16 protein-coding genes are annotated in these 18,549 nt (G+C 68.1%); 5 read left to right on the forward strand and 11 right to left on the reverse strand.

Going from position 1 to position 18,549, the window contains the following annotated elements:
• Positions 1–33: 33 nt before the first annotated feature.
• The 4 genes from JOD97_RS33160 to JOD97_RS06790 are packed head-to-tail and all read left to right on the forward strand — an operon-like array spanning position 34 to position 3,585.
• On the forward strand, positions 34–840 hold the full coding sequence (locus JOD97_RS33160) for a DUF2795 domain-containing protein (RefSeq protein WP_308937224.1): 807 nt from the start codon (positions 34–36) through the stop codon (positions 838–840).
• Between the two features lie 9 nt (positions 841–849).
• On the forward strand, positions 850–1,515 hold the full coding sequence (locus JOD97_RS32580) for a DUF4254 domain-containing protein (protein ID WP_229264208.1): 666 nt from the start codon (positions 850–852) through the stop codon (positions 1,513–1,515).
• A complete protein-coding gene (locus JOD97_RS32585) occupies positions 1,512–2,360 on the forward strand; it encodes a glycosyltransferase family 2 protein (RefSeq protein WP_373999800.1) in 849 nt (282 codons plus the stop codon). Before JOD97_RS32580 ends, JOD97_RS32585 begins: the two co-directional genes overlap by 4 nt.
• Before the next feature lie 7 nt (positions 2,361–2,367).
• Positions 2,368–3,585 (forward strand): glycosyltransferase family 9 protein, encoded by a 1,218-nt coding sequence (locus JOD97_RS06790; protein WP_209714520.1) that lies wholly within the window; start codon positions 2,368–2,370, stop codon positions 3,583–3,585.
• Between the two features lie 100 nt (positions 3,586–3,685).
• On the opposite strand, the gene JOD97_RS06795 is transcribed toward JOD97_RS06790, so the two are convergent.
• The 5 genes from JOD97_RS06795 to JOD97_RS06815 all read right to left on the reverse strand — a co-directional run bounded on the left by JOD97_RS06795 (position 3,686) and on the right by JOD97_RS06815 (position 11,396).
• On the reverse strand, positions 3,686–4,729 hold the full coding sequence (locus JOD97_RS06795) for a glycosyltransferase family 9 protein (protein WP_209714522.1): 1,044 nt from the start codon (positions 4,727–4,729) through the stop codon (positions 3,686–3,688).
• Positions 4,726–6,105 carry a N,N-dimethylformamidase beta subunit family domain-containing protein gene (locus JOD97_RS06800; protein WP_209714523.1) on the reverse strand — a complete coding sequence of 460 codons (1,380 nt, stop codon included), beginning with the start codon at positions 6,103–6,105 and terminating at the stop codon, positions 4,726–4,728. The genes JOD97_RS06795 and JOD97_RS06800 overlap by 4 nt, the downstream gene beginning before the upstream one ends.
• 66 nt (positions 6,106–6,171) lie before the next feature.
• Positions 6,172–7,863 (reverse strand): carbamoyltransferase C-terminal domain-containing protein, encoded by a 1,692-nt coding sequence (locus JOD97_RS06805; protein WP_209714525.1) that lies wholly within the window; start codon positions 7,861–7,863, stop codon positions 6,172–6,174.
• A gap of 98 nt (positions 7,864–7,961) precedes the next feature.
• Positions 7,962–10,382 (reverse strand): penicillin acylase family protein, encoded by a 2,421-nt coding sequence (locus tag JOD97_RS06810; RefSeq protein WP_209714527.1) that lies wholly within the window; start codon positions 10,380–10,382, stop codon positions 7,962–7,964.
• A gap of 75 nt (positions 10,383–10,457) precedes the next feature.
• Positions 10,458–11,396, reverse strand: coding sequence for a bifunctional helix-turn-helix transcriptional regulator/GNAT family N-acetyltransferase (locus JOD97_RS06815; protein ID WP_209714529.1), 939 nt, complete (start codon positions 11,394–11,396; stop codon positions 10,458–10,460).
• Positions 11,397–11,541: 145 nt separating this feature from the next.
• Between JOD97_RS06815 and JOD97_RS06820 the strand changes: the two genes are divergently transcribed.
• Entirely contained in the window at positions 11,542–11,880 is a 339-nt protein-coding gene (locus tag JOD97_RS06820) for a four-helix bundle copper-binding protein (protein ID WP_229264209.1), read from the forward strand.
• Between the two features lie 5 nt (positions 11,881–11,885).
• Here JOD97_RS06820 and JOD97_RS06825 read toward each other — a convergent pair whose 3' ends face one another.
• The 6 genes from JOD97_RS06825 to JOD97_RS06850 form a co-directional block, all read right to left on the reverse strand.
• Positions 11,886–12,833 carry a LysR family transcriptional regulator gene (locus JOD97_RS06825; protein ID WP_209714531.1) on the reverse strand — a complete coding sequence of 316 codons (948 nt, stop codon included), beginning with the start codon at positions 12,831–12,833 and terminating at the stop codon, positions 11,886–11,888.
• A gap of 56 nt (positions 12,834–12,889) precedes the next feature.
• The gene (locus JOD97_RS06830; RefSeq protein ID WP_209717274.1) at positions 12,890–13,852 is read right to left on the reverse strand and encodes a glycoside hydrolase family 43 protein; all 963 of its coding nucleotides are present in this window, start codon (positions 13,850–13,852) and stop codon (positions 12,890–12,892) included.
• A 33-nt stretch (positions 13,853–13,885) separates the two neighbouring features.
• On the reverse strand, positions 13,886–14,890 hold the full coding sequence (gene yjfF / locus JOD97_RS06835) for a galactofuranose ABC transporter, permease protein YjfF (protein ID WP_209717277.1): 1,005 nt from the start codon (positions 14,888–14,890) through the stop codon (positions 13,886–13,888).
• An 11-nt stretch (positions 14,891–14,901) separates the two neighbouring features.
• Entirely contained in the window at positions 14,902–15,936 is a 1,035-nt protein-coding gene (locus tag JOD97_RS06840) for an ABC transporter permease (RefSeq protein WP_209717280.1), read from the reverse strand.
• 65 nt (positions 15,937–16,001) lie between these two features.
• Positions 16,002–17,555, reverse strand: coding sequence for a sugar ABC transporter ATP-binding protein (locus tag JOD97_RS06845; RefSeq protein WP_209714533.1), 1,554 nt, complete (start codon positions 17,553–17,555; stop codon positions 16,002–16,004).
• A gap of 11 nt (positions 17,556–17,566) precedes the next feature.
• Complete coding sequence (locus JOD97_RS06850) at positions 17,567–18,541, reverse strand: ABC transporter substrate-binding protein (RefSeq protein ID WP_209714535.1); 975 nt, start codon at positions 18,539–18,541, stop codon at positions 17,567–17,569.
• Between the last annotated feature and the right edge of the window lie 8 nt (positions 18,542–18,549).

Here is an 18,549-nt window from a genome sequence, read left to right on the forward strand (position 1 = left end):
GTGCTCGCCCGCGCCATCGCCAGGAGGCCGCCCATGCCCGCCATCGATTGGCCGCACCTGTTCGGCTTCACCGTCTCGCCGGTCGAGCTGTTCATTCGCGGCACGCTGACCTTCATGCTGCTGTTTTGCCTGTTCCGTTTCGTGGTGCACCGCGACGTCGGCGCGCTCGGCGTGAGCGACCTGCTGGTGTTGGTCATCATCGCCGACGCCTCGCAGAACGCCATGGCCGGCGAATACCGTTCGCTGCCCGACGGCGCGGTGTTGATCGGCACCATCATCGGCTGGAGCTTCCTACTCAACTATCTGAGCTTCCATTTCGAGGCCGTGCGGCGCTTCACGCTGCCCCGGCCGCTATGCCTGGTGCGCGACGGCAAAAAGCTGGAACGCAATCTGCGGCGCGAGCTGATCGCCGACGAGGAATTGCACGAGATGTTGCGCGAGCACGAAATTGTCGATCTGTCGGAGGTGCGGCGCGCGTATCTGGAACCGGATGGCCAACTGACTGTCATACGTAACAGGCGTGGCGGGAGTCAGCATGCCGCCCCGGCGTCGGCAATCAAGGAGATTCAGGAGAACCATATGGCACACGCAAATCCGATCCAGATTCAAAAGTATCTGAAAGGCGTCGACTATCCGACCGACAAACGGACGCTGATCCAGACTGCCAAACAACAAGGCGCCGATGACAGCGTCTGCGCGTCGCTGGACCAGCTGCCCGACCAGCAGTTCCAGACCCCGGCCGACGTCAGCGCCGCGTTCAAGGGTCCGTCCCAGGACCACGCCGAACGCGGCGACGACGAACGCGGCGACGACGATACCACCGGCAGCCGCCGGCACTGAACGCGACCGATGGACGCGTTCACGCCCGAGCTGCCGGCCGCCGGCGACATCGTCCGTTTTCACGACGTGGCGCTGGGGCGCCAGCACGCCGAAGACGATGATGCCGCCCGCCACGACGCCCGCCACGACGGCAATGACGTGGTCTGGAGCGCCATCCGCGCCAACCACTATCACAACCGCCTGCTGTGGCGCGAGGAAGACCGGGCCCGGCGCACCGACGTCGGCGCCGAGGTCATCGCGGCCAGCAAGCGCGCCATCGACCGCCACAACCAGTTGCGCAACGATGCCGTCGAGGCGCTCGACGAGGCGCTGCTGACGCGCCTGTCGGAGCGATGGCCGTGCCCGTTGTCCGGCGCGCGGCTGAGCAGCGAGACGGCCGGCGCGATGGTCGACCGGCTGTCCATCCTCGCGCTGAAGATCTTCCACATGCGCGCGCAGGCGCACCGTGCCGAGGCCGGCGCGGCGCACATGGCCGCGTGTGCCGCGCGGCTCGACCGTCTGACGGCGCAGCGCGACGACCTGGCCGGCTGCCTGGACCGCCTGCTCAGGGAAACCGTCGCCGGCGTCGCCCGCTTCAAGGTCTACCGCCAGTTCAAGATGTACAACGATCCCACGCTCAACCCGTGGCTGTACCGGCCATCGGCAAGCGCCGTCGAACCGGGAGGCGGACCGTGAGCGCGCCCGTCGATGTCCTGGTGCCCACGTATAACCGTCCGCATGCGCTGAGCGCCACGTTGATCTCGCTGGCCGCGCAGAGCGTGCCCCATCTGCGGGTGGTCATTTCCGACCAGTCCGACGGCCACGGCGCGCTGGAGCGGCCCCTGGTCCTGGCCGCGCAGCGCTTCCTGATCGCGCAAGGGCACGAAATAAGCGCTTCGCGCCACCTGCCACGGCGCGGCATGGCCGAGCAGCGCGCCTTTTTGCTGTCGCGGGTGCGCGCGCCCTACTGCCTGTACCTGGACGACGACGTGCTGCTCGATCGCGACCTGATCGAGCGCCTGCTGACCGTCATCGACGAACAGCGGTGCGGCTTCGTCGGCAGCGCGCTGCACGGCCTGAGCTACGTCGGCGACACGCGTCCGGACGACGAAGCCATCGAATTCTGGCAAACGCCGGTCGAGCCGGAGCTGATCGAGCCGGACGGGCCGGCATGGCGGCGGCACCGACTGCACAGCGCGGCCAACCTGTTTCATGTGCAAGCCCGGCTGGGGCTGACGCGCGCCACCAGCCGCTGCTACCGCGTGGCGTGGATCGGCGGATGCGTGTTGTACGACACGGCAAAACTGCGCGCGGCCGGCGGCTTCGATTTCTGGCCCCTGCTGCCCGCCGAACACTGCGGCGAGGACGCGCAAGCGCAGTTGCAGGTCATGGCCCGCTATGGCGGCTGCGGCATCATCCCGTCCGGCGCCTACCACATGGAACTGCCGACCACCATCACGCGGCGCGCCTGCAATGCGCCGCACGCGCTGTGGCGGCCCGGGGTGGCACAGCGCGACGGCGGCCAGCCCCGACAAAACTGAGGTCCGCATGCCGACGCCCGCCGCGCCCGCGTCCAGGTCCGTTCCGCCGGCCGCGCCAACCGCGGAGACGCTGGGCGCGTCGCTGCCGGCAAGGCATCCGGCGCCGTTGCCATCCCTTGCGCAAGCCGGCAACGTGCCGACACCGCAAACGCAGGTGGAACCGTCGGCCTCGCTGCTGCCGGATGTCCGCCACATCGTCGTGCTGCGCCCGAACGCGATCGGCGACTACATCTTCGCGCTGCCGGCGCTGCATGCGCTCCGGGCGAGCTATCCCGCCGCCCGCATCACGCTGCTGGGCAAGCCCTGGCACGCCGGCTTTCTGCATGGAAGGCCGGGACCGGTCAGCGACGTCATCGCCATGCCGCCGCTGCCGGGCATCGGCGCGGCGCCCGACGCCCCGATGCCGGAGTCGGCGCGCCAGCTGGTGGCGGCGCTGCGCAATATGCGCATCGACGTCGCGCTGCAAATGTATGGCGGCGGCGCCTACTCGAACGCCTTCGTCGCCTCGCTGGGCGCCGCCGTCAGCATCGGCGCCACCACGCCGGGCGCCCCGGAGCTCGACCGAACCATCGTCTACAGCCGCCTGGCGAACCGGCGGGTCGAGCTGCTGCAAATCGCCGCGCTGGCCGGCGCCCGTCCCCACCTGGTGTCGCCGGAGCTGGAGGTCACCGCCGCCGACCGCGCGCTGGCCGCGCAGATCCTCCCCGGCCTTGCCGGCGCCCGCATGGTGGTCGTGCATCCCGGCGCGAGCGACCCGCGCCGCCGCTGGCCGCCGGCGGCGTTTGCCGCGGTCGCCGACGTGCTGGCGGACGCCGGCGCGCAGATCGTCATCAGCGCCACCGACAGCGAAGCGGACACGGCTCGGGCGGTCGTCGGGCACATGCGCCATCGCCCGGTCGACCTGACGGGACGGCTGCCGCTGCCGGCCTTGTGCGGCCTGCTCGACCGGGCGCGGCTGATCGTCTCCAACGACACGGGGCCGCTGCACCTGGCGCTGGCGCTGAACAAACCGGCGGTCGGCATATTCTGGCTGACCAACATGATCGAATCGTGTCCGCTGGCGCAGCATCTGCTGCGGCCGGCGCTGTCGACGCGCATCCACTGCCCGGTGTGCGGCGAGGAGAATCTGCACACGCGCTGCCCGCACGACGCCAGTTTCGTCGCCGACGTCGGGCAAGACGAAGTCATCGCGCTGGCCCTCGAACTCTTCCGCGACACGAAATAACTCCGTACCCCATGCAAAAACTCCGTACCCCATGCAAACCCCGGAACCACGTAGGGCGGATTAGCGCAGCGTAATCCGCCATGCCCGCTCCGCCGCCGGCTCACGACGCATAACGCCGCGCCCCCGAATCACCCGCCCCCGCCCCCGCCAACAACGCCCGCGCCTGCGCCAGCACCAATTGCGACTTGCACCCTTCCGGATCGCGGATACAGCGATGCAAGCGCCGATTCAACGGCGCCCAGCGCCCGATATCGGCCTTGCTAAAAATAACCACGCTCCTCAACCCCAACCCGGCCGCGATATGCGAAACCCCGGTGTCATTACACACCAACAACCGCGCCCCGCGCATCAACGCCGCCATCGCCCCCACCGACATCGGCACGGTGGCGTTGACCGCTGGCGCGCTCATGTGCGCGGCCACGGCGTCGGCCAGATCCGCCTCGCTGGCCGAGCCGGTCAGCACGACCTTCAATCCATGATCGAAGGCCAGCCGGTCGGCCACCTCGGCGAAGCGGGCCGGCGGCCAGCATTTGTCGCGCGTGCGCGCGCCGGCATGAACGCACGCATAACTGCCGGCGCCCAGGCCGCGCGCGGCGCCGGTGCGCGCCAGCTCGTCCCAGTCCTCCGTCATCAGCGGAAACTCCATGCGGCAACTGCTGATCTCGGCGCCCAGCCACCGCACCAGTCGCAGCAGGCGCAACGGCTCCGGCCCGTGCCGGGGATAGGGAAACGAGTGCACCGCCTCGCACAAGGAATTGCCGACCGCACCGTAGCCGGCCTGCATCCGCGCGCCGAACGCGCCGACGATGCCGTTGCTGACCTCCCCGCTGCCATGCATCTGCAACGCCAGCGCGAAGCCCTGCGCGCGCATCTGCGAATAAAACTCCTCCTGCGCATACGGCAGCGCCGGTTGTTCCGGCAGATCCGGATGCCCCGGAAAAGCGATGAAGTCATCGATATAGGCGCGGTAGCGCCGCGCGAACTGCGCCGCCCACGGCAGGCCGACCAGCACGATGCGGGCGCGGGGCAATGCCGCGCGCAACGCCCGCAGCGCCGGCACCGCGCACAACATGTCGCCCAGATACAGCGCGCGGAAAACGGCAACGGAACCGTCGCCCACCCACTGCAGCGGCGACGGCTTCATCGCGCGCCCCCGTGCGCCAGCAGCCGGTCGATGACGTTGGCGGTGATGCGCTCGACACGCGGCTCACCGCCGCCGTCGAGCACCTGCGCCCAGTCGGTCGTGCCGGCGCTGAACACGGTGCCGCCACGGCTGAAGATGCCCATGCAGGCCGCGTGGACGCCCCGCCTGGCGGCATGCCGCTCGCGGGCCGGCAATTCCTGCCAGTCGTCGCCCAGCACGCAGCTGGCCAGCAGTGCATAGGTGCCGGGCGTGCCGAGGGCCGCGGCGTCGGGTGCCACGCGCGGTGGGGCTGCCGGCGGCACGCCGCCGGCTTCGTCATCGACCAGCGGCACGCCGTCGCATTCGTAGCCCACCAGCGGCGGCCGCGTGTGCGCGCCGAATACGTCCCCGTGCCGCAGGCCGGTGCCGGCGAAGGCCCAATGATCCGGCGCCCGCACCACATAACCCAGCGCGCGGCGCGGTCCGTCCCACCAGCCGCCGCCGTGCCGGTAGCTGGCGCCGCCCAGCGCGTCCTCCGGCCGGCCGGCGCCGCCGCGCGGCCACCACTGGTCGCGCGCGCCCTGCGGTCCACCCTGGTGGCAGACCATCGCCCGGCCGTCGTCGACGTAATGGATGCGCCACCAGCACAGATTGGCGCCGAAGAAGGCGGCGTTGCCGCCGTTGGCGATGAACGCCTCCACGTGGTCGCGCGCCGGCTCGCTCCAGTACTCGTCATGGCCCGCGCTGAGCAGCAGTCGGTAGCGGCCGCACAGATCCGGGTCGGCGTGGATATCGAAGTCGGTGCAGAACTCCGGCTCGTAGCCGTGGCGCAGCAGCCAGCGGATGAAGCGCCCGTCCCAGTGCGCGAAGCTCTGGCGCGGCGAGCTGTTGTCGTAATGATCGGGCGCGCCGAACACCGCGCCGCCGGTGCCGCCGCCGGGCCGCCGCAGCGATACCCGCGCGCCGGGCGGATGCGTCGATCGCGGCGGATTGTCGTAGAAGCAGCCGCCGCCGCTGTGGTTGTAGGCGTGCCACGTCGCCAGCGGCAGCTTGACCAGCAGGCCGCCGCGCGCCGCGCCCCGCACCACGAACAGCGCCGCCGCCTCCGGCATCCATGGCGCCGGCGGCGGCGCGCCGTCCGCCTCGCAGCAGGCGAAGTAGACGGCCGAGTCCCAGTCGCCGGGGATGTCGAATTCGTAGGCCGGCCAGTTCCAGTCCTGGTCCGGGCCGAGCGCGGGCGCGTGCTCGCCGCGCAGCCAGTCCGACCGCAATACCGGCTGCAGTTTCGCGCGACAGCGGAAAATGTGCACACGAAAGCGCGCCCGGTCGGTCGACACATGCAGCACCAGCCGCTGTCCGGGCAGCACGCTGGCGTGCGCGGGATAGGCCTGGATCATGGCGCGCTCGCGGCGGCGATGGCCGCGACGACAGCGGCGGTGGTGGCGGCATGCATCGCGCCGCCCTCAAAACGGCGCATCGGGTTCGACCCGTTTGCGCACCAGGAAAGGCGGCATCGCCAGCGCGTGCAGCGGCGTGGCGCGGAAGGTCTCCAACGCCTCGGCCGGCGTCTCGACAATCGGCTCGTCCTTGCGGTTGAACGAGGTGTTGAGCAGCACCGGCACGCCGGTGCGCGCCTCGAACGCCAGCAGCAGCGCGCGCAGCAAGGGATCGTCGTCCGGCCCCACGCTTTGCAGGCGCGCGCTGCGGTCGATATGCGTGGTGGCGCCCAGGCGCTCGGCGCCGAACGGCGTGACCGGCACCGCGAACTGCATGAACGGCGCCGGATGCATCAGGTCGAAATAATCGCCGGCCCGTTCCAGCAGCACCGCCGGCGCCAATGGCCGGAACCATTCGCGCCGCTTGACGCGGGCGTTGATCCAGTCCCGCATCCGTTCGCTGCGCGGATCGGCCAGGATGCTGCGATGCCCGAGCGCGCGCGGACCGAACTCGCTGCGCCCCTGGAACAGCGCCAGCGCCTTGTTGGTGGCCAGCAGGTCGACCATGCGCGAGCACAGCGCGCCGGCCTGGTCGAAGCGCTCAACCCGCAGATCGTCCGCGTCGCGCAAGGCCGCCTCGATCGCGGCGGCATCCGGTGGCGGCCCCAGATAATCGTCGCGCCAGCGGAAGTCGCAGCGGCGCTCGGCCAGTTCGGTCAGGCCGTAGACCGCGCAGCCGAGCGCGGTGCCGCCGTCGCCCGGCGTCGGCGGGATGAACAGCGAACGAAACGGCGTCTCGCTCAGCAACCGCTCGTTGACCGAACAATTGAGCGCGGTGCCGCCGGCAAAGCACAACTGGTCGGCGCCGGTGCGCGCGTGCAGCCAGCGCGCCACCCGCAGCAGCGCCTCCTCGAAGGCGTACTGCCCGGCCGCGGCCAGATTGGCGATGTCGTGGAACGCGCCGCCGCCCGACGGCGCATAGCGAAAGCGCTGGCGCTCGGCCAGCAGCGCGCGCCAGCGGTCGGGCACGAACACCCTGCAGCCGTCGACGTCGAGCGGCGGCATGGCCAGCGCGTGGGGGTCGCCGAACGGCGCCAGGCCCATGACCTTGCCCTCGTTGCCCTCGCCGGGGAAGATCGCCTGGGTCAGCATGAAATAGAACATGCCAAGGCCGGCCGGCTGCCGCTCGTCGCGGTCCCACAGCTGCTTGCCGACGCAGTCGATACTCCCGGCGTGGTCGCGCGACGCCAGATAGAACGACGATACCTCGCGCCAGTGGCCCGGCGCGGCGGCCGCGTCGGCCCAGCGCTCGGTGAAATCGGCGACGGCGCTGCCCTGGCCGTCGATCACCATGACGGCGGCGCGCGTGAACGGCGACGGATGGAAGGCGCTATATAAATGCGCGACGTGGTGGGAAATCCGCGCGCGGCGCGCGCGCGGCGCCAGGCGCAAGGTGGCGGCCAGCTCGCGCTCGTAGGCGGGCAGCTTGTCGATCTCGGCGTCGGAGGAATAGCATTCGACCAGCACGTCGATCGGCTCGTCCAGGCCCGGCAGGCGCGCGGCGTAATAGTCGCGCACGTCGCCCGGCCTGCCCCAGTGGTGCTTGACGCGGCTGAGCCGCTCTTTTTGTATCGCCCACCGCAGCGTCGAGCCGCGCAGCAGGCACGCGCTGGCGTCCTGCGTCCGGTTGATGCCCAAGATTGCCGGTCCGTCGTCCATCGCCGCCTCCTCCGTGCCGGGACGCAACGCACCGCGCGCCGCGCCCTGCAGGTTAGAGCATCGGCATGCCGGGTTAGTTCTGCCTTATCCGCACTGGCCTATTTGACGAAGGTCAGCGTGTGCTTGGCCGGCCCCGGCAGCAACGGCGACTCGCGTCCGGCGATCCAGTCCTCGCGCCCGCCCAGGAAGTTCGGCGACAACGGATGGCCGCTCTGGCCGGCCGGCATATTAAAGATGCCTTCCCGCTCGCGCCCCGGCGTCACCGTCATGCGCTCGGACTGTCCGAACGTCGGCCCGGCCACGCGCGGCATGTGCTGGTCGCCCGGCAGCATGTCCGGCGCCACCTTCAGGAAGCGGCCCACCAGCGGCAGCGCCGACGCCATCGGATGGGCGCTGGCGGCGATGTTGCGGCGGCCCCAGGTCGCCTCCGACAGCGGCCGGCCATCCTTGGTCAAGTCGGCGATCACGCGGTCCAGCGCCGTCAGCTGCAAGGCCTGCCAGTCGGCGAACTGCGGCGGCAGCCATCCGGGCGGACGCGCGTCCAGCAGGCGCGCCAGCACCACCGGCCAGCGCGCGCTGATGGCGGCCATGTTGGCCTTGGGGTCGATCGCGGCCATCTGCTGGTCGGCGTTTTCGAACAGGATGTCGTACAGCGCATACATATAGGCGCGGGTGACGCGGTAGCCCACCGAGTCGACGCTGGCCCGGCCGCTCCAGCTGCTTTTCAACAGCGCCAGCGTCTCGGCGCGGCGCGGATGATCGGCGATGGCCTTGGCGTCGAGCGCCGCGATGGCGCGGTCGCGCCACGGCGCCAGGAACACGGCGCGGTCGTCGAGCGTGATCGCATAGACTTTTTTGACGTCGGTCTTCGCGCCCAGCGCCGTCAGGTCCTCGCGCACCTGGTGCGTGCGCGCGCCCAGATCGTAGCCGCCGTCGCCGATCAGCGCCGCGCCGGCGCCGGCCAGCTGGCGGCTGTTGGCGGTGGCCAGCTGGCCGCTGGCGGGATTGACCACTTTCGGATATTCGTCCGGCGTCAGCCAGCCGTCCCACACGCCGGCCTTGTCGTCGGCGCTCAGCGGATAGGTGATCGCCGCGCCGGCCGGCGCGCGGCGCGGCAGCGGGCCGGCGACGGTCCAGCCGATGTTGCCCTTGTCGTCGCCGCCGACGAAATTCTGCGCCGGGATGCCCAGGGTCGGCGCGATCGCCAGCGCCTGGTCGAGCGTATCGGCCCCTTCCAGCTTTTGCGCGTTGACGTTGACGGCGGCCAGCGTGTGCGCGGTCCAGTGCACGGCGTAGCTGCGGCCCATCGCCTCCCGGATCGGGCCGAGCGAGGTTTCGCGCACGACCAGCGTCTCGGCCGGCGCGCCCTTGACCAGGATCGTCTCCCGGTGCACCGTCGGCGCCTCCCAGCCGGCCTGCGTGCGCACCTGCCCCGGCTTGGCGGGATCGGCTTCGAGCGCGATCAGGTCCAGATAGTCGCCGTAGCTGTTGGTGTAGCCCCAGGCGACATGGCCGTTGCTGCCGACCACCACCACCGGCGTACCGGGCAAGGTGACGCCGACAACGCTGCGCTGGCCGCCCTTCCCGTCCGGGAACCGCAAGGCCGCGCGGTACCAGGTGGTGGGCAGCTGTATGCCCAGGTGCATATCGTCGGACACGATGGCGCCGCCGCTGTCGCTGCGGCTGCCGGCCACCGCCCAGTTGTTGCTGCCGACGGTGTTGAACCATTCGGCCGACAACGGCGCCGACGCCATCTTCGACAACGGCGCGGTGCCGGCCGTCCCGGGCTTGCCCCACCACGCCGGCGCCGCCGCCGGAATCGGCGCGGGTTCGCCCGGCACCGACTCGGCGTCGAGCGGCGCGTCCCACTGCGTCGATTCCGGCGCCAGGAAGGCGCGCTGCTCGTCGGACGCATTCTCGGCCAGCCAGCCGCGCGACAACTCGCGCGGCAGCAAGCCGCCCTGCAGATCGAAATACATCGCCCAGATCACCAGCAGCGAATCGCTGGCCGACCAGGCGCGTGGCGGCATGCCCACCAGCGCGTATTCGAACGGCTTGACGCTCAGCGCCTCCAAACCGGCGTTGACGCCGGCGGCGTAGCGTTCGAGCAGCGCGCGGTCCGGCGCCGGCATGGCCTTGAGGGCGACGTCGGCGCGGGCGCGGAAGCGATGGAAGCGGCGCGCCTTATCCATCGGCAGCGCGCGCGCGCCGAATAGTTCGGACAACTCCCCGGCGGCCGCCCGGCGCAGCAAATCCATCTGGAAGTAGCGCTCCTGCGCGTGCACGAAACCGGTGGCGTAGGCGACATCGAGCCGGCTGCCGCCGCTGATGACCGGCACACCGCGCTCGTCGCGGGCGACGCTGGCGGTGGTCTCCAGTCCCGCGGCCGTCCGGGTGCCGTCCAGCGCCGGCAGACTGCCGCGCAAATACAGCCAGGCCGCCAACAGCGCCAACACCAGCAACCCCACCGCCACCAACAAGACCCGCTTGGACCACACCGTCAGCCTGCTCTTTTGCATACGACTCCCGCGATTCAGATCAATCCGGCAATAGTGCCAGATAACCCACCCCGCAGGCAATCGGACGATCCGAACTTACAACGTCAATTCCCAGGTCTCGTTGACCATATCCTGGCCGAAGGCGTGAACCGGCTCCTCGGCGACCAGCGCGTAGCCTTTGCCCAGGTAGATCTGGCGCGCCTCCTTTTGCTGGTTGGTCGTCCACAAACGCATTTTGCGGTAACCGGCGGCCCTGGCGAAACGGTGGCACTCGTCCACCAGCCGCGAACCGAGGCCGGCGCCGCGCGCCGCGCTGTCGACCAGCAGCAGCCGAAGCTTGGCGACGCCGTCCTCGCCGCCGCGCGCCACCGCGATCGAGCCGACCCGCTCACCACCCATCTCGGCGATCCAGCAGCGCTCCAGCGCCGGATCGAAATGGCGTTCGAAATCGGCGCAGATCTCGCCGACCAGGGTCTCGAAGCTGGCGTCCCAGCCTTGTTCGGCCGCGTACAACGCGCCGTGGCGGCGCGCGATCCAGTCCATGTCGCCGGGACCGTGCGCGCGCAGCACGAACGGCTGCGCGTATTTCAGCGCGCCGCCGCTGTCGAGCAGGTCCTGGATGGTGCGCATCGCTTCGAGCATGCGCAACTGGTCCGGCTCTTCAAAGCGCGACAGCAAATCGCCAACCTCGTCGCGCGAGCGCCGCTCCAAAGGCTCGTACAAGGCGCGTCCCTGCGCGGTGATGTGCAGCAGCCTGCTGCGGCCATCGGTGGCCGACGGCACCTTGATCACCAGCCCCTGACTCTCGAATTTGGCCAGGATGCGGCTCAGGTATCCGCGATCGAGTCCCAAATCGCGCCCCAGCGTGGCCGCCGGCTGGTCGCCGTGGTTGGCCAGCTCGTACAGCACGCGCATCTCGGTGAGCGTGTAGTCGCTGTGCAGCAGACCTTCGCGCAGCACGCCGATCTGGCGCGTGAAAAAACGGTTGAACGACCGCACCGCGGCGATGCGGTCGTCAAATGAGGTGTCGCGCATGGCCTTCCCTTCGATATCGGATGGACCCAGCATACGCAATATGATTGACCCAGTCAACAATCCATAAAGAGAGAACGCGCACAGAGGCCGCCGCCACGGCGGCCTACCATGGCGTTTTGGACAACCTTGAAAAGAGAGGACCGCCATGAACGACGTCACCAACATGCAGGACTGTATCGACGCCTGCACCAACTGTCATCAAGCCTGCCTGCAAACGGCAATGACCCACTGCCTGCAGATGGGCGGGCGCCACGTCGCGCCGGACCACCTGCGGCTGATGCTCGACTGCGCCGCCATGTGCGAGCTGTCGGCCAACCTGCAGTTGAGCGGATCGCCGTTCGCCGACCGCCAGTGCGGCTTGTGCGCCGACGTGTGCCACGCCTGCGCCCTTAGCTGCCGCGACCTCGATGGCATGGAGGAGTGCCTGCGCGCCTGCGAGGCGTGCGAGCACACCTGCCGCCAGATGGCGGCCATGAACGCCTAGCCGATCTACGGGATCTGGTGGATGTCCTTCGCCACTTCCCGCACATAGCGCAGCAGCAGCGCCGCGCCGGGGGACATCAGATGGCCGTCCACCGTGATGATGCCGAAAGCGTCCATGCGGCACGGCAGCTCGATCGGCAGGATGTTGAGCACCCCCTGCGACTCGTAATACTTGGCCACGGCGATCGGCATGACGTTGAGCGCGTCGGTCTGCTGCAGCAGCGGTTTAATCAACAGCACCGCCGTGGTGTCGACCACGTTGCCCGGCACTTCCAGGCCGGCGCGGCGGAACATCAGTTCGCAGCGCGCACGCAGGATGCTGCCCTGCGGCGGCAGGATCCACGGCTGCCCGGCGATGTCGCGCAGCTGCAGGTTGCGGGCCTTGAGCAGCGGATGGCCGGGACGCACCACCGCGCACGCCGGCTCGTCGCCCAGCTCCTCGTAGCTCAGCCCCTGGGCGCTTTGACGCTCCGGAATGCGGCCGATCATGAAATCGAGCCGGCCGCGCTGCAACTGCTCCAGCAGGATGTTGGACTGCTCCATCTCGACGCCGATGCGCAGGCGCGGCGAGGCCTGCTTGGTGCGCGTGATCGCCTGCGGCAGCAGCGAGATCCCCGGCGTCATGATGGTGCCGATGTCGACCTGCCCGGTCAGGCCGGCCTTGATGGCGACGATGTCCTCGTGCGCCAGCGAGAGGCTGGTCAGCGCCATGCGGGCGTGGCGTATCATCGTCTCGCCGTAGATGGTCGGCTCCATGCCGCGCGGCAGCCGGTCGAACAGCTGCACGCCGAGCATCTCCTCCAGGTCCTTGAGCTGCTTGGACGCGGCGGGCTGCGTCATGTGCAGGTCTTCGGAGGCCCGGTGGATGTTGCGTTGTTCGTCCAGCGCGATCAGCAGCAGCAGCTGGCGCGTTTTGAGGCGCGCGCGCAGGAACCAGTTCGAATTAGTATCCATAGGAAAATGATATCACAATCGGTATTAATATAACGTCAATATCGATCGTTTCAATATCACTTGCAAGCCGAACTAGGATTGGCGGTCGGCCCTTCCTTGGTCTGCTTGATGAACGGGATGGTGCCGTCGGCGTTGTACTGGAACTCCTCCACCGCCACCGATCGACGGAACTCGCCGCCGGTCGGCAGCTTGTCGTTGTGGTAGAAGATGTAGCTCTTGCCGTTGAAATCGATGATCGCCTGGTGGATGGTCTTGACCTTGGCGTTCTTCTCCATGATCACGCCGCGGAACTGCCACGGGCCGGTCGGGCTGGCGGAGGTCATGTAGGCGGTCGTCTCCGGGTAGTCGCGCGAATACGACAGGTAGTAGGTGCCCTTGTGCTTGTGCAGATACGGCGCCTCGGTGAAGCGGTCCATGCCCACCGTGTGGATCGGGCCATCGAATTCGGTCATGTTCGGTTTGAGCTTGGCGTACTTGAGCACCGTGTTACCCCAGTAGAGATAGGCCTGGCCGTCGTCGTCGACGAACACGCCGGGATCGATATCGTCCCAGGCGATCGGCGCTTCCAGCGTCATGTTGTTGGTGACGAGGGCCGAACCGCGGGCGTCGACGAACGGGCCTTCCGGCTTGTCGGAGACCGCCACGCCGATGGCGCGGCCGGGGATGGTCGCGTGATCGACGGTCGCGTAGAAGTAGTACTTGCCATTGCGCTTGGTGATGTCGGCGGCCCAGGCGTCGACCTTGCCGATCGCCCATTTGAAGGCGGACGGCTTGATCGGCGAACCACGGTCGGTCCAGTTCTTCATGTCGCAGCTGCTGTACAGGCGCCATTCCTTCATCACATAGTCTTTGTCCGTGGTCGAGGCGCCGTCCACGCCGACGTACAAGTAGACCGTGCCGTCTTCCACATAGGCCGACGGATCGGCCGTGAACAGCTTGGGAAGTATCGGGTTGGCGGCGTGCGCCACGTTTGCGGCGGCAAAAACCGCCCCCGCCGCTGCAATGGCGGCAAATTTCATCAATGTAGTCAAAGCTCTCTCCAGGGTTAAATCTTATTTTTTTGTCGTGGCGCCGATCGCCATCAGGCGCTGCACCACGCAGAATACAAACAACAGACCGCCGATGACGATCTTGGTCCACCACGAGCTGAGGGTGCCGTCGAAGGCGATCAGCGTCTGGATGGTGCCCAGTACCAGCACGCCGGACAGCGCGCCGGCCACATAGCCGTAGCCGCCGCTGAGCAAGGTGCCGCCGATGACGACCGCCGCGATGGCGTCCAGCTCCGTGCCCTGCGCGTGCAGGCCGTAACCGGACAGCATGTAGAACGAGAACAGCACCCCGGCCAGCGCCGCGCAAAAGCCGCTGAACGCGTAGATCAGCACCTTGGTGCGCGCCACGCGCAATCCCATCATCAGCGCCGATTGCTCGTTGCCGCCGACGGCGTAGATGGCGCGGCCGAACGGCGTGCAGTGCGCCACGTAGATGGCGATGGCCAGCATGGCCAGCGCGATCAGCGCGCCCGGCGACAGGAAGCCGCCCAGCACCGGCACCTGCGTCTGCGACATGGCGACGAAGAACGGATCGTCGATGGTGATCGAGTTGATGCTGATCAGGTAGCACAGGCCGCGCGCCAAAAACATGCCGGCCAGCGTGACGATGAACGGCTGCAGCTTGAAGTAATGGATGATGGCGCCCATCGCCGCGCCGAAGCCGGCGCCGAGCACCAGCGAGATGGCGATCACCAGCAGCGGCGGCACATGCCAGGTTTGCAGCAGCCAGGCCGAGATCATCGTCGTCAGCGCCAGCACCGAGCCGACCGACAGGTCGATGCCGCCCGACAGGATCACAAAGCTCATGCCGACCGCGATCACCAGCAGGAAGGCGTTGTCGATCAACAGGTTGAACATCACCTGCAGCGACAGGAAACCCGGGTAGGCGGCGCCGCCGGCAACCAGCAACAGCACCAGCAGCAGCACCGTCACCAGCGAGGTGAAATACGGCGACGACGTCAGGCCGCGCAAGCGCGAAGGATGGGCGCCGGCGGCGGCGCCGTTCATGACGGTTGCGCTCATGACGCGATTCCTTTCGAGCGGGCCGGGAAGACGCGGCGCCACATGGTTTTGAATTCGGCCGACTGCGAGATACAGACCAGGAACACCACCACCGATTTGACGACCATGTTCACTTCCGGCGGCAGCCCGATGGAGTAGATGGTGTAGGTCAGCGTTTGAATGATCAAGGCGCCGATCACGCTGCCGGCCAGGCTGAATTTACCGCCGGCCAGCGAGGTGCCGCCCAGGGTGACGGCCAGGATCGCGTCCAGCTCCAGCAGCAGGCCGGCGTTGTTGGCATCCGCGCTTTTGATGTTCGCGCTGATCATCAGGCCGGACAGGCCGGCGCAGGCGCTGCAGAACAGGTAGACGAAGAAGATCAGGGTGGCGGTCTTCAAGCCGGCCAGCCGCGCCGCGACAGGGTTGATGCCGACCGACTGGATGAACAGGCCGAGCGCCGTCTTGCGCATCAACAGGAAGGTGGCGCTGAAGACGGCGGCGACGATATACAGCGAGAACGGCAGGCCAAACAGATAGCCGCTGCCCAGGAAGAAGAACGGCTCGTAGTAGACGGTGACGATCTGGCCGTCCGTCAGCAACTGCGCCAGGCCGCGGCCGGCCACCATCAGGATCAGCGTGGCGACGATGGGCTGCAAACCCAGGCCGGCCACCAGCAGGCCGTTCCAGACGCCGCACAGCAGCGCCGCGCCCATGGCCGCGCACAGCGCCCACACCATCGGCGTATTGGCGACGTATTCGGGCACGCCGTTGTTCATCACCATGGTGCCGCCGATCAGCATCGCGGCGACCGTGCCGCTGATGGCGACCACCGCGCCGACCGAGATGTCGATGCCGCGCGTGGCGATCACCAAGGTCATGCCGATGGCGGCCAGCGCCAGCGGCGCCGCACGGTTGGCGATGTCGATCAAGCTGCCGTACAGGTGGCCGTCCTTGATCTCGATGTGGAAGAAGCCGGGAATCAGCAACAGGTCGATCAGCAGCAGGATCGCCAGCGCCGCCAGCGGCCGGAATAACGGATGGCGCACAAACATGGGCACTTGCGATTGGGTGGGCGCGCCGCGCGCGGCGCCGCCGGTGGTATTGGTTGTGCTGTTCATTATCCGTGCGCCCCTTCCGCCGCGATCACTTGCAGCACCGAGGTTTCATCGAGCGCGCCGCGCGGATATTCGCCGCCGGTTTTACGGTCGCGCATGACCACGATGCGGTCGCTGCAACGCAGTACCTCCGGCAGTTCGGACGAGATGAACAGGATCGACATGCCCTTGCGGCACAGCTTGACCACGTAGTCCATGATCTCCTGCTTGGCGCGCACGTCGATGCCGCGTGTCGGCTCGTCGAGGATCAGCATTTTCGGCTCGGTCGCCAGCCAGCGCGCCAGCAGCACCTTCTGCTGGTTGCCGCCGGAGAGCGTGCCGATGGGCGTTTCGATGCTGGCGGTCTTGATGCCGAGCGCCTTGACGTAGTCCTCCGCCAGCTGCTGCTGCCGCTTGAGCGGAATCGCGCGCAGCAAGCCGGTGCGCGCCTGCAGCGCCAGGATCAGGTTCTCGCGCACCGACAGGTCGAGGATCGCGCCTTCGTGCTTGCGGTCCTCCGAGCAGAAGCCGATGCCGGCGGCGATGGCGTCGCGCGGCGAATTAAAACTGTGTTCCTTGCCATCGATGGTGATGGCGCCGCTGTCGGCCTTGTCGGCGCCGAACAGCAGGCGCGCCGCCTCGGTGCGGCCGGAGCCCAGCAAGCCGGCCAGGCCAAGCAGCTCGCCCTGGCGCAGTTCGATATCCATAGGGGCCAGCGCGCCTTTGCGGCCGAGGCCCCGGGCGCTGAGGAAGGCAGCGAGTTTCGACGGCGCGGCGGCGGCCGGGGTGTCGTTCACCGCCGGCGCGGCTTCCGGCGCCGCCGTCGCGGGAGCGCCCACCATCTTGTTGACCAGTTCAAGCCGCGACAGGTCGGCGCAGGCGTACTCCCCTTCCCGCTCGCCATTGCGCATCACGGTGATACGGTCCGAAATGGCGTAGGTCTGGTCGAGGAAGTGGGTGACGAACAAAATAGACATGCCCTGCGCGCGCAAGCCGCGCAGAACGCTGAACAGCAGGTCGACTTCCTTTTCATCGAGACTGGAAGTCGGCTCGTCGAGGATCAGCACCTTGGCCGACACCAGCATGGCGCGCGAAATGGCCACCATCTGCTGGATCGCCAGCGGATAGTGCGCCAACGGCATGCTGACGTCGATGCGGATCTGCATCCGCTCGAGCAGCTCGGCGGCCTGGCGCTGCATGCCGCGCCAGTCGATGCCGCCGAACTTGCGCGGATAGCGGCCGATGAAGATATTCTCGGCCACCGACAGGTTCGGGCACAGGTTCACTTCCTGGTAGACGGTGCTGATGCCCAGGTTTTGCGCGTCGAGGGTGGAGCTCGGGTGGATGGCCCGGCCATCGAGCAGGATCTCGCCGTGGTCCGGCGCGTACACGCCGGTCAGCACCTTGATCAAGGTCGATTTGCCGGCGCCGTTCTGTCCCATCAGCGTGTGGACCTCGCCCGGATACAGGTTCAGCGCCACGCCGCTCAAGGCCTGAACGCCGGGGAAGGCTTTGCTGATGCCGCGCAGCTCCAGCACCGGCGCTGTCGATGGCGCGGCTTGCGCTAATTCGCTCATCGCCGGGGCAATCAGTATTTACGGTTCGGGAATTCCTTGGCCGCTACCTCGGCCGGGAACACGCCTTCCTGCACCGTGATGCGCTTGGGGACGGGCTTGTTGGCGGCGACGTCGCGGGCGATCTGCATCAGCTGTGGGCCGAACAGCGGATTGCACTCGACCGTCACGTTCATCTTCCCGGCGACCATCGCCTGGAAGGCGCCGCGCACGCCGTCGATCGAGATGACGAGAATGTCCTTGCCCGGCTTCATACCGGCTTCCTCGATCGCCTGGATCGCGCCGATGGCCATGTCGTCGTTGTGCGCGTACAGCACGTTGATCTTCTTGCCCTCGGCCTTGAGGAAGGCTTCCATCACTTCCTTGCCCTTGGTGCGGGTGAAGTCGCCGGTCTGCGAGCGGATGATCTTCAGCTTCGGATTGCCGGCGATGATCTCGGCGAAGCCCTTTTGACGGTCGATCGCCGGCGCCGAGCCGACGGTGCCCTGCAATTCGACGATGTTGAAGGTGGCGTCGGGCGTCTTCTTGGCGCGCTCCAGCAGCCAGCGCGCGGCCAGGCGGCCCTCTTCGATGAAGTCCGAGCCGATGAAGGTCACGTACAGCGACGGGTCGGTGACGTTGACGGCGCGGTCGGTCAGGATGACCGGAATCTTGGCGGCCTTGGCTTCGCGCAGGACCGTGTCCCAGCCCGATTCGACCACCGGCGAGAAGGCGATGATATCGACGCGCTGGGCGATGAAGGAGCGGATCGCCTTGACCTGGTTTTCCTGGCGCTGCTGGGCGTCGGCGAATTTGAGGGTGATGCCGTCCTTCTTGGCCGCGTCCTTGATCGAGACGGTGTTGGCGGTGCGCCATTCGCTTTCGGCGCCGACTTGCGAGAAGCCGATGACAAGCGGTTTGGCCGCGAAGGCCGGACCCACGCTACCGAAGGTGGCTACGATCGCGGCGGCGACGCCGGCTTTGAGTACGGTTCTGCGATTGCATGTCATAGCAAGGT

Source organism: Duganella sp. 1411 (assembly GCF_017833525.1).
Lineage (GTDB): Bacteria > Pseudomonadota > Gammaproteobacteria > Burkholderiales > Burkholderiaceae_D > Rugamonas.

What these genes read in the sequence shown, in the direction of transcription:
- JOD97_RS06820 (WP_229264209.1), top strand. Translation starts at nt 11,542, where the DNA reads ATGAACGACGTCACCAACATGCAGGACTGTATCGACGCCTGCACCAAC.
- JOD97_RS06795 (WP_209714522.1), bottom strand. Translation starts at nt 4,729, where the DNA reads ATGAAGCCGTCGCCGCTGCAGTGGGTGGGCGACGGTTCCGTTGCCGTT.
- JOD97_RS33160 (WP_308937224.1), top strand. Translation starts at nt 34, where the DNA reads ATGCCCGCCATCGATTGGCCGCACCTGTTCGGCTTCACCGTCTCGCCG.
- JOD97_RS06815 (WP_209714529.1), bottom strand. Translation starts at nt 11,396, where the DNA reads ATGCGCGACACCTCATTTGACGACCGCATCGCCGCGGTGCGGTCGTTC.
- JOD97_RS06800 (WP_209714523.1), bottom strand. Translation starts at nt 6,105, where the DNA reads ATGATCCAGGCCTATCCCGCGCACGCCAGCGTGCTGCCCGGACAGCGG.
- JOD97_RS06825 (WP_209714531.1), bottom strand. Translation starts at nt 12,833, where the DNA reads ATGGATACTAATTCGAACTGGTTCCTGCGCGCGCGCCTCAAAACGCGC.
- JOD97_RS06790 (WP_209714520.1), top strand. Translation starts at nt 2,368, where the DNA reads ATGCCGACGCCCGCCGCGCCCGCGTCCAGGTCCGTTCCGCCGGCCGCG.
- yjfF (WP_209717277.1), bottom strand. Translation starts at nt 14,890, where the DNA reads ATGAACGGCGCCGCCGCCGGCGCCCATCCTTCGCGCTTGCGCGGCCTG.
- JOD97_RS06850 (WP_209714535.1), bottom strand. Translation starts at nt 18,541, where the DNA reads ATGACATGCAATCGCAGAACCGTACTCAAAGCCGGCGTCGCCGCCGCG.
- JOD97_RS06805 (WP_209714525.1), bottom strand. Translation starts at nt 7,863, where the DNA reads ATGGACGACGGACCGGCAATCTTGGGCATCAACCGGACGCAGGACGCC.
- JOD97_RS06845 (WP_209714533.1), bottom strand. Translation starts at nt 17,555, where the DNA reads ATGAGCGAATTAGCGCAAGCCGCGCCATCGACAGCGCCGGTGCTGGAG.
- JOD97_RS32580 (WP_229264208.1), top strand. Translation starts at nt 850, where the DNA reads ATGGACGCGTTCACGCCCGAGCTGCCGGCCGCCGGCGACATCGTCCGT.
- JOD97_RS06830 (WP_209717274.1), bottom strand. Translation starts at nt 13,852, where the DNA reads ATGAAATTTGCCGCCATTGCAGCGGCGGGGGCGGTTTTTGCCGCCGCA.
- JOD97_RS06810 (WP_209714527.1), bottom strand. Translation starts at nt 10,382, where the DNA reads ATGCAAAAGAGCAGGCTGACGGTGTGGTCCAAGCGGGTCTTGTTGGTG.
- JOD97_RS06840 (WP_209717280.1), bottom strand. Translation starts at nt 15,936, where the DNA reads ATGTTTGTGCGCCATCCGTTATTCCGGCCGCTGGCGGCGCTGGCGATC.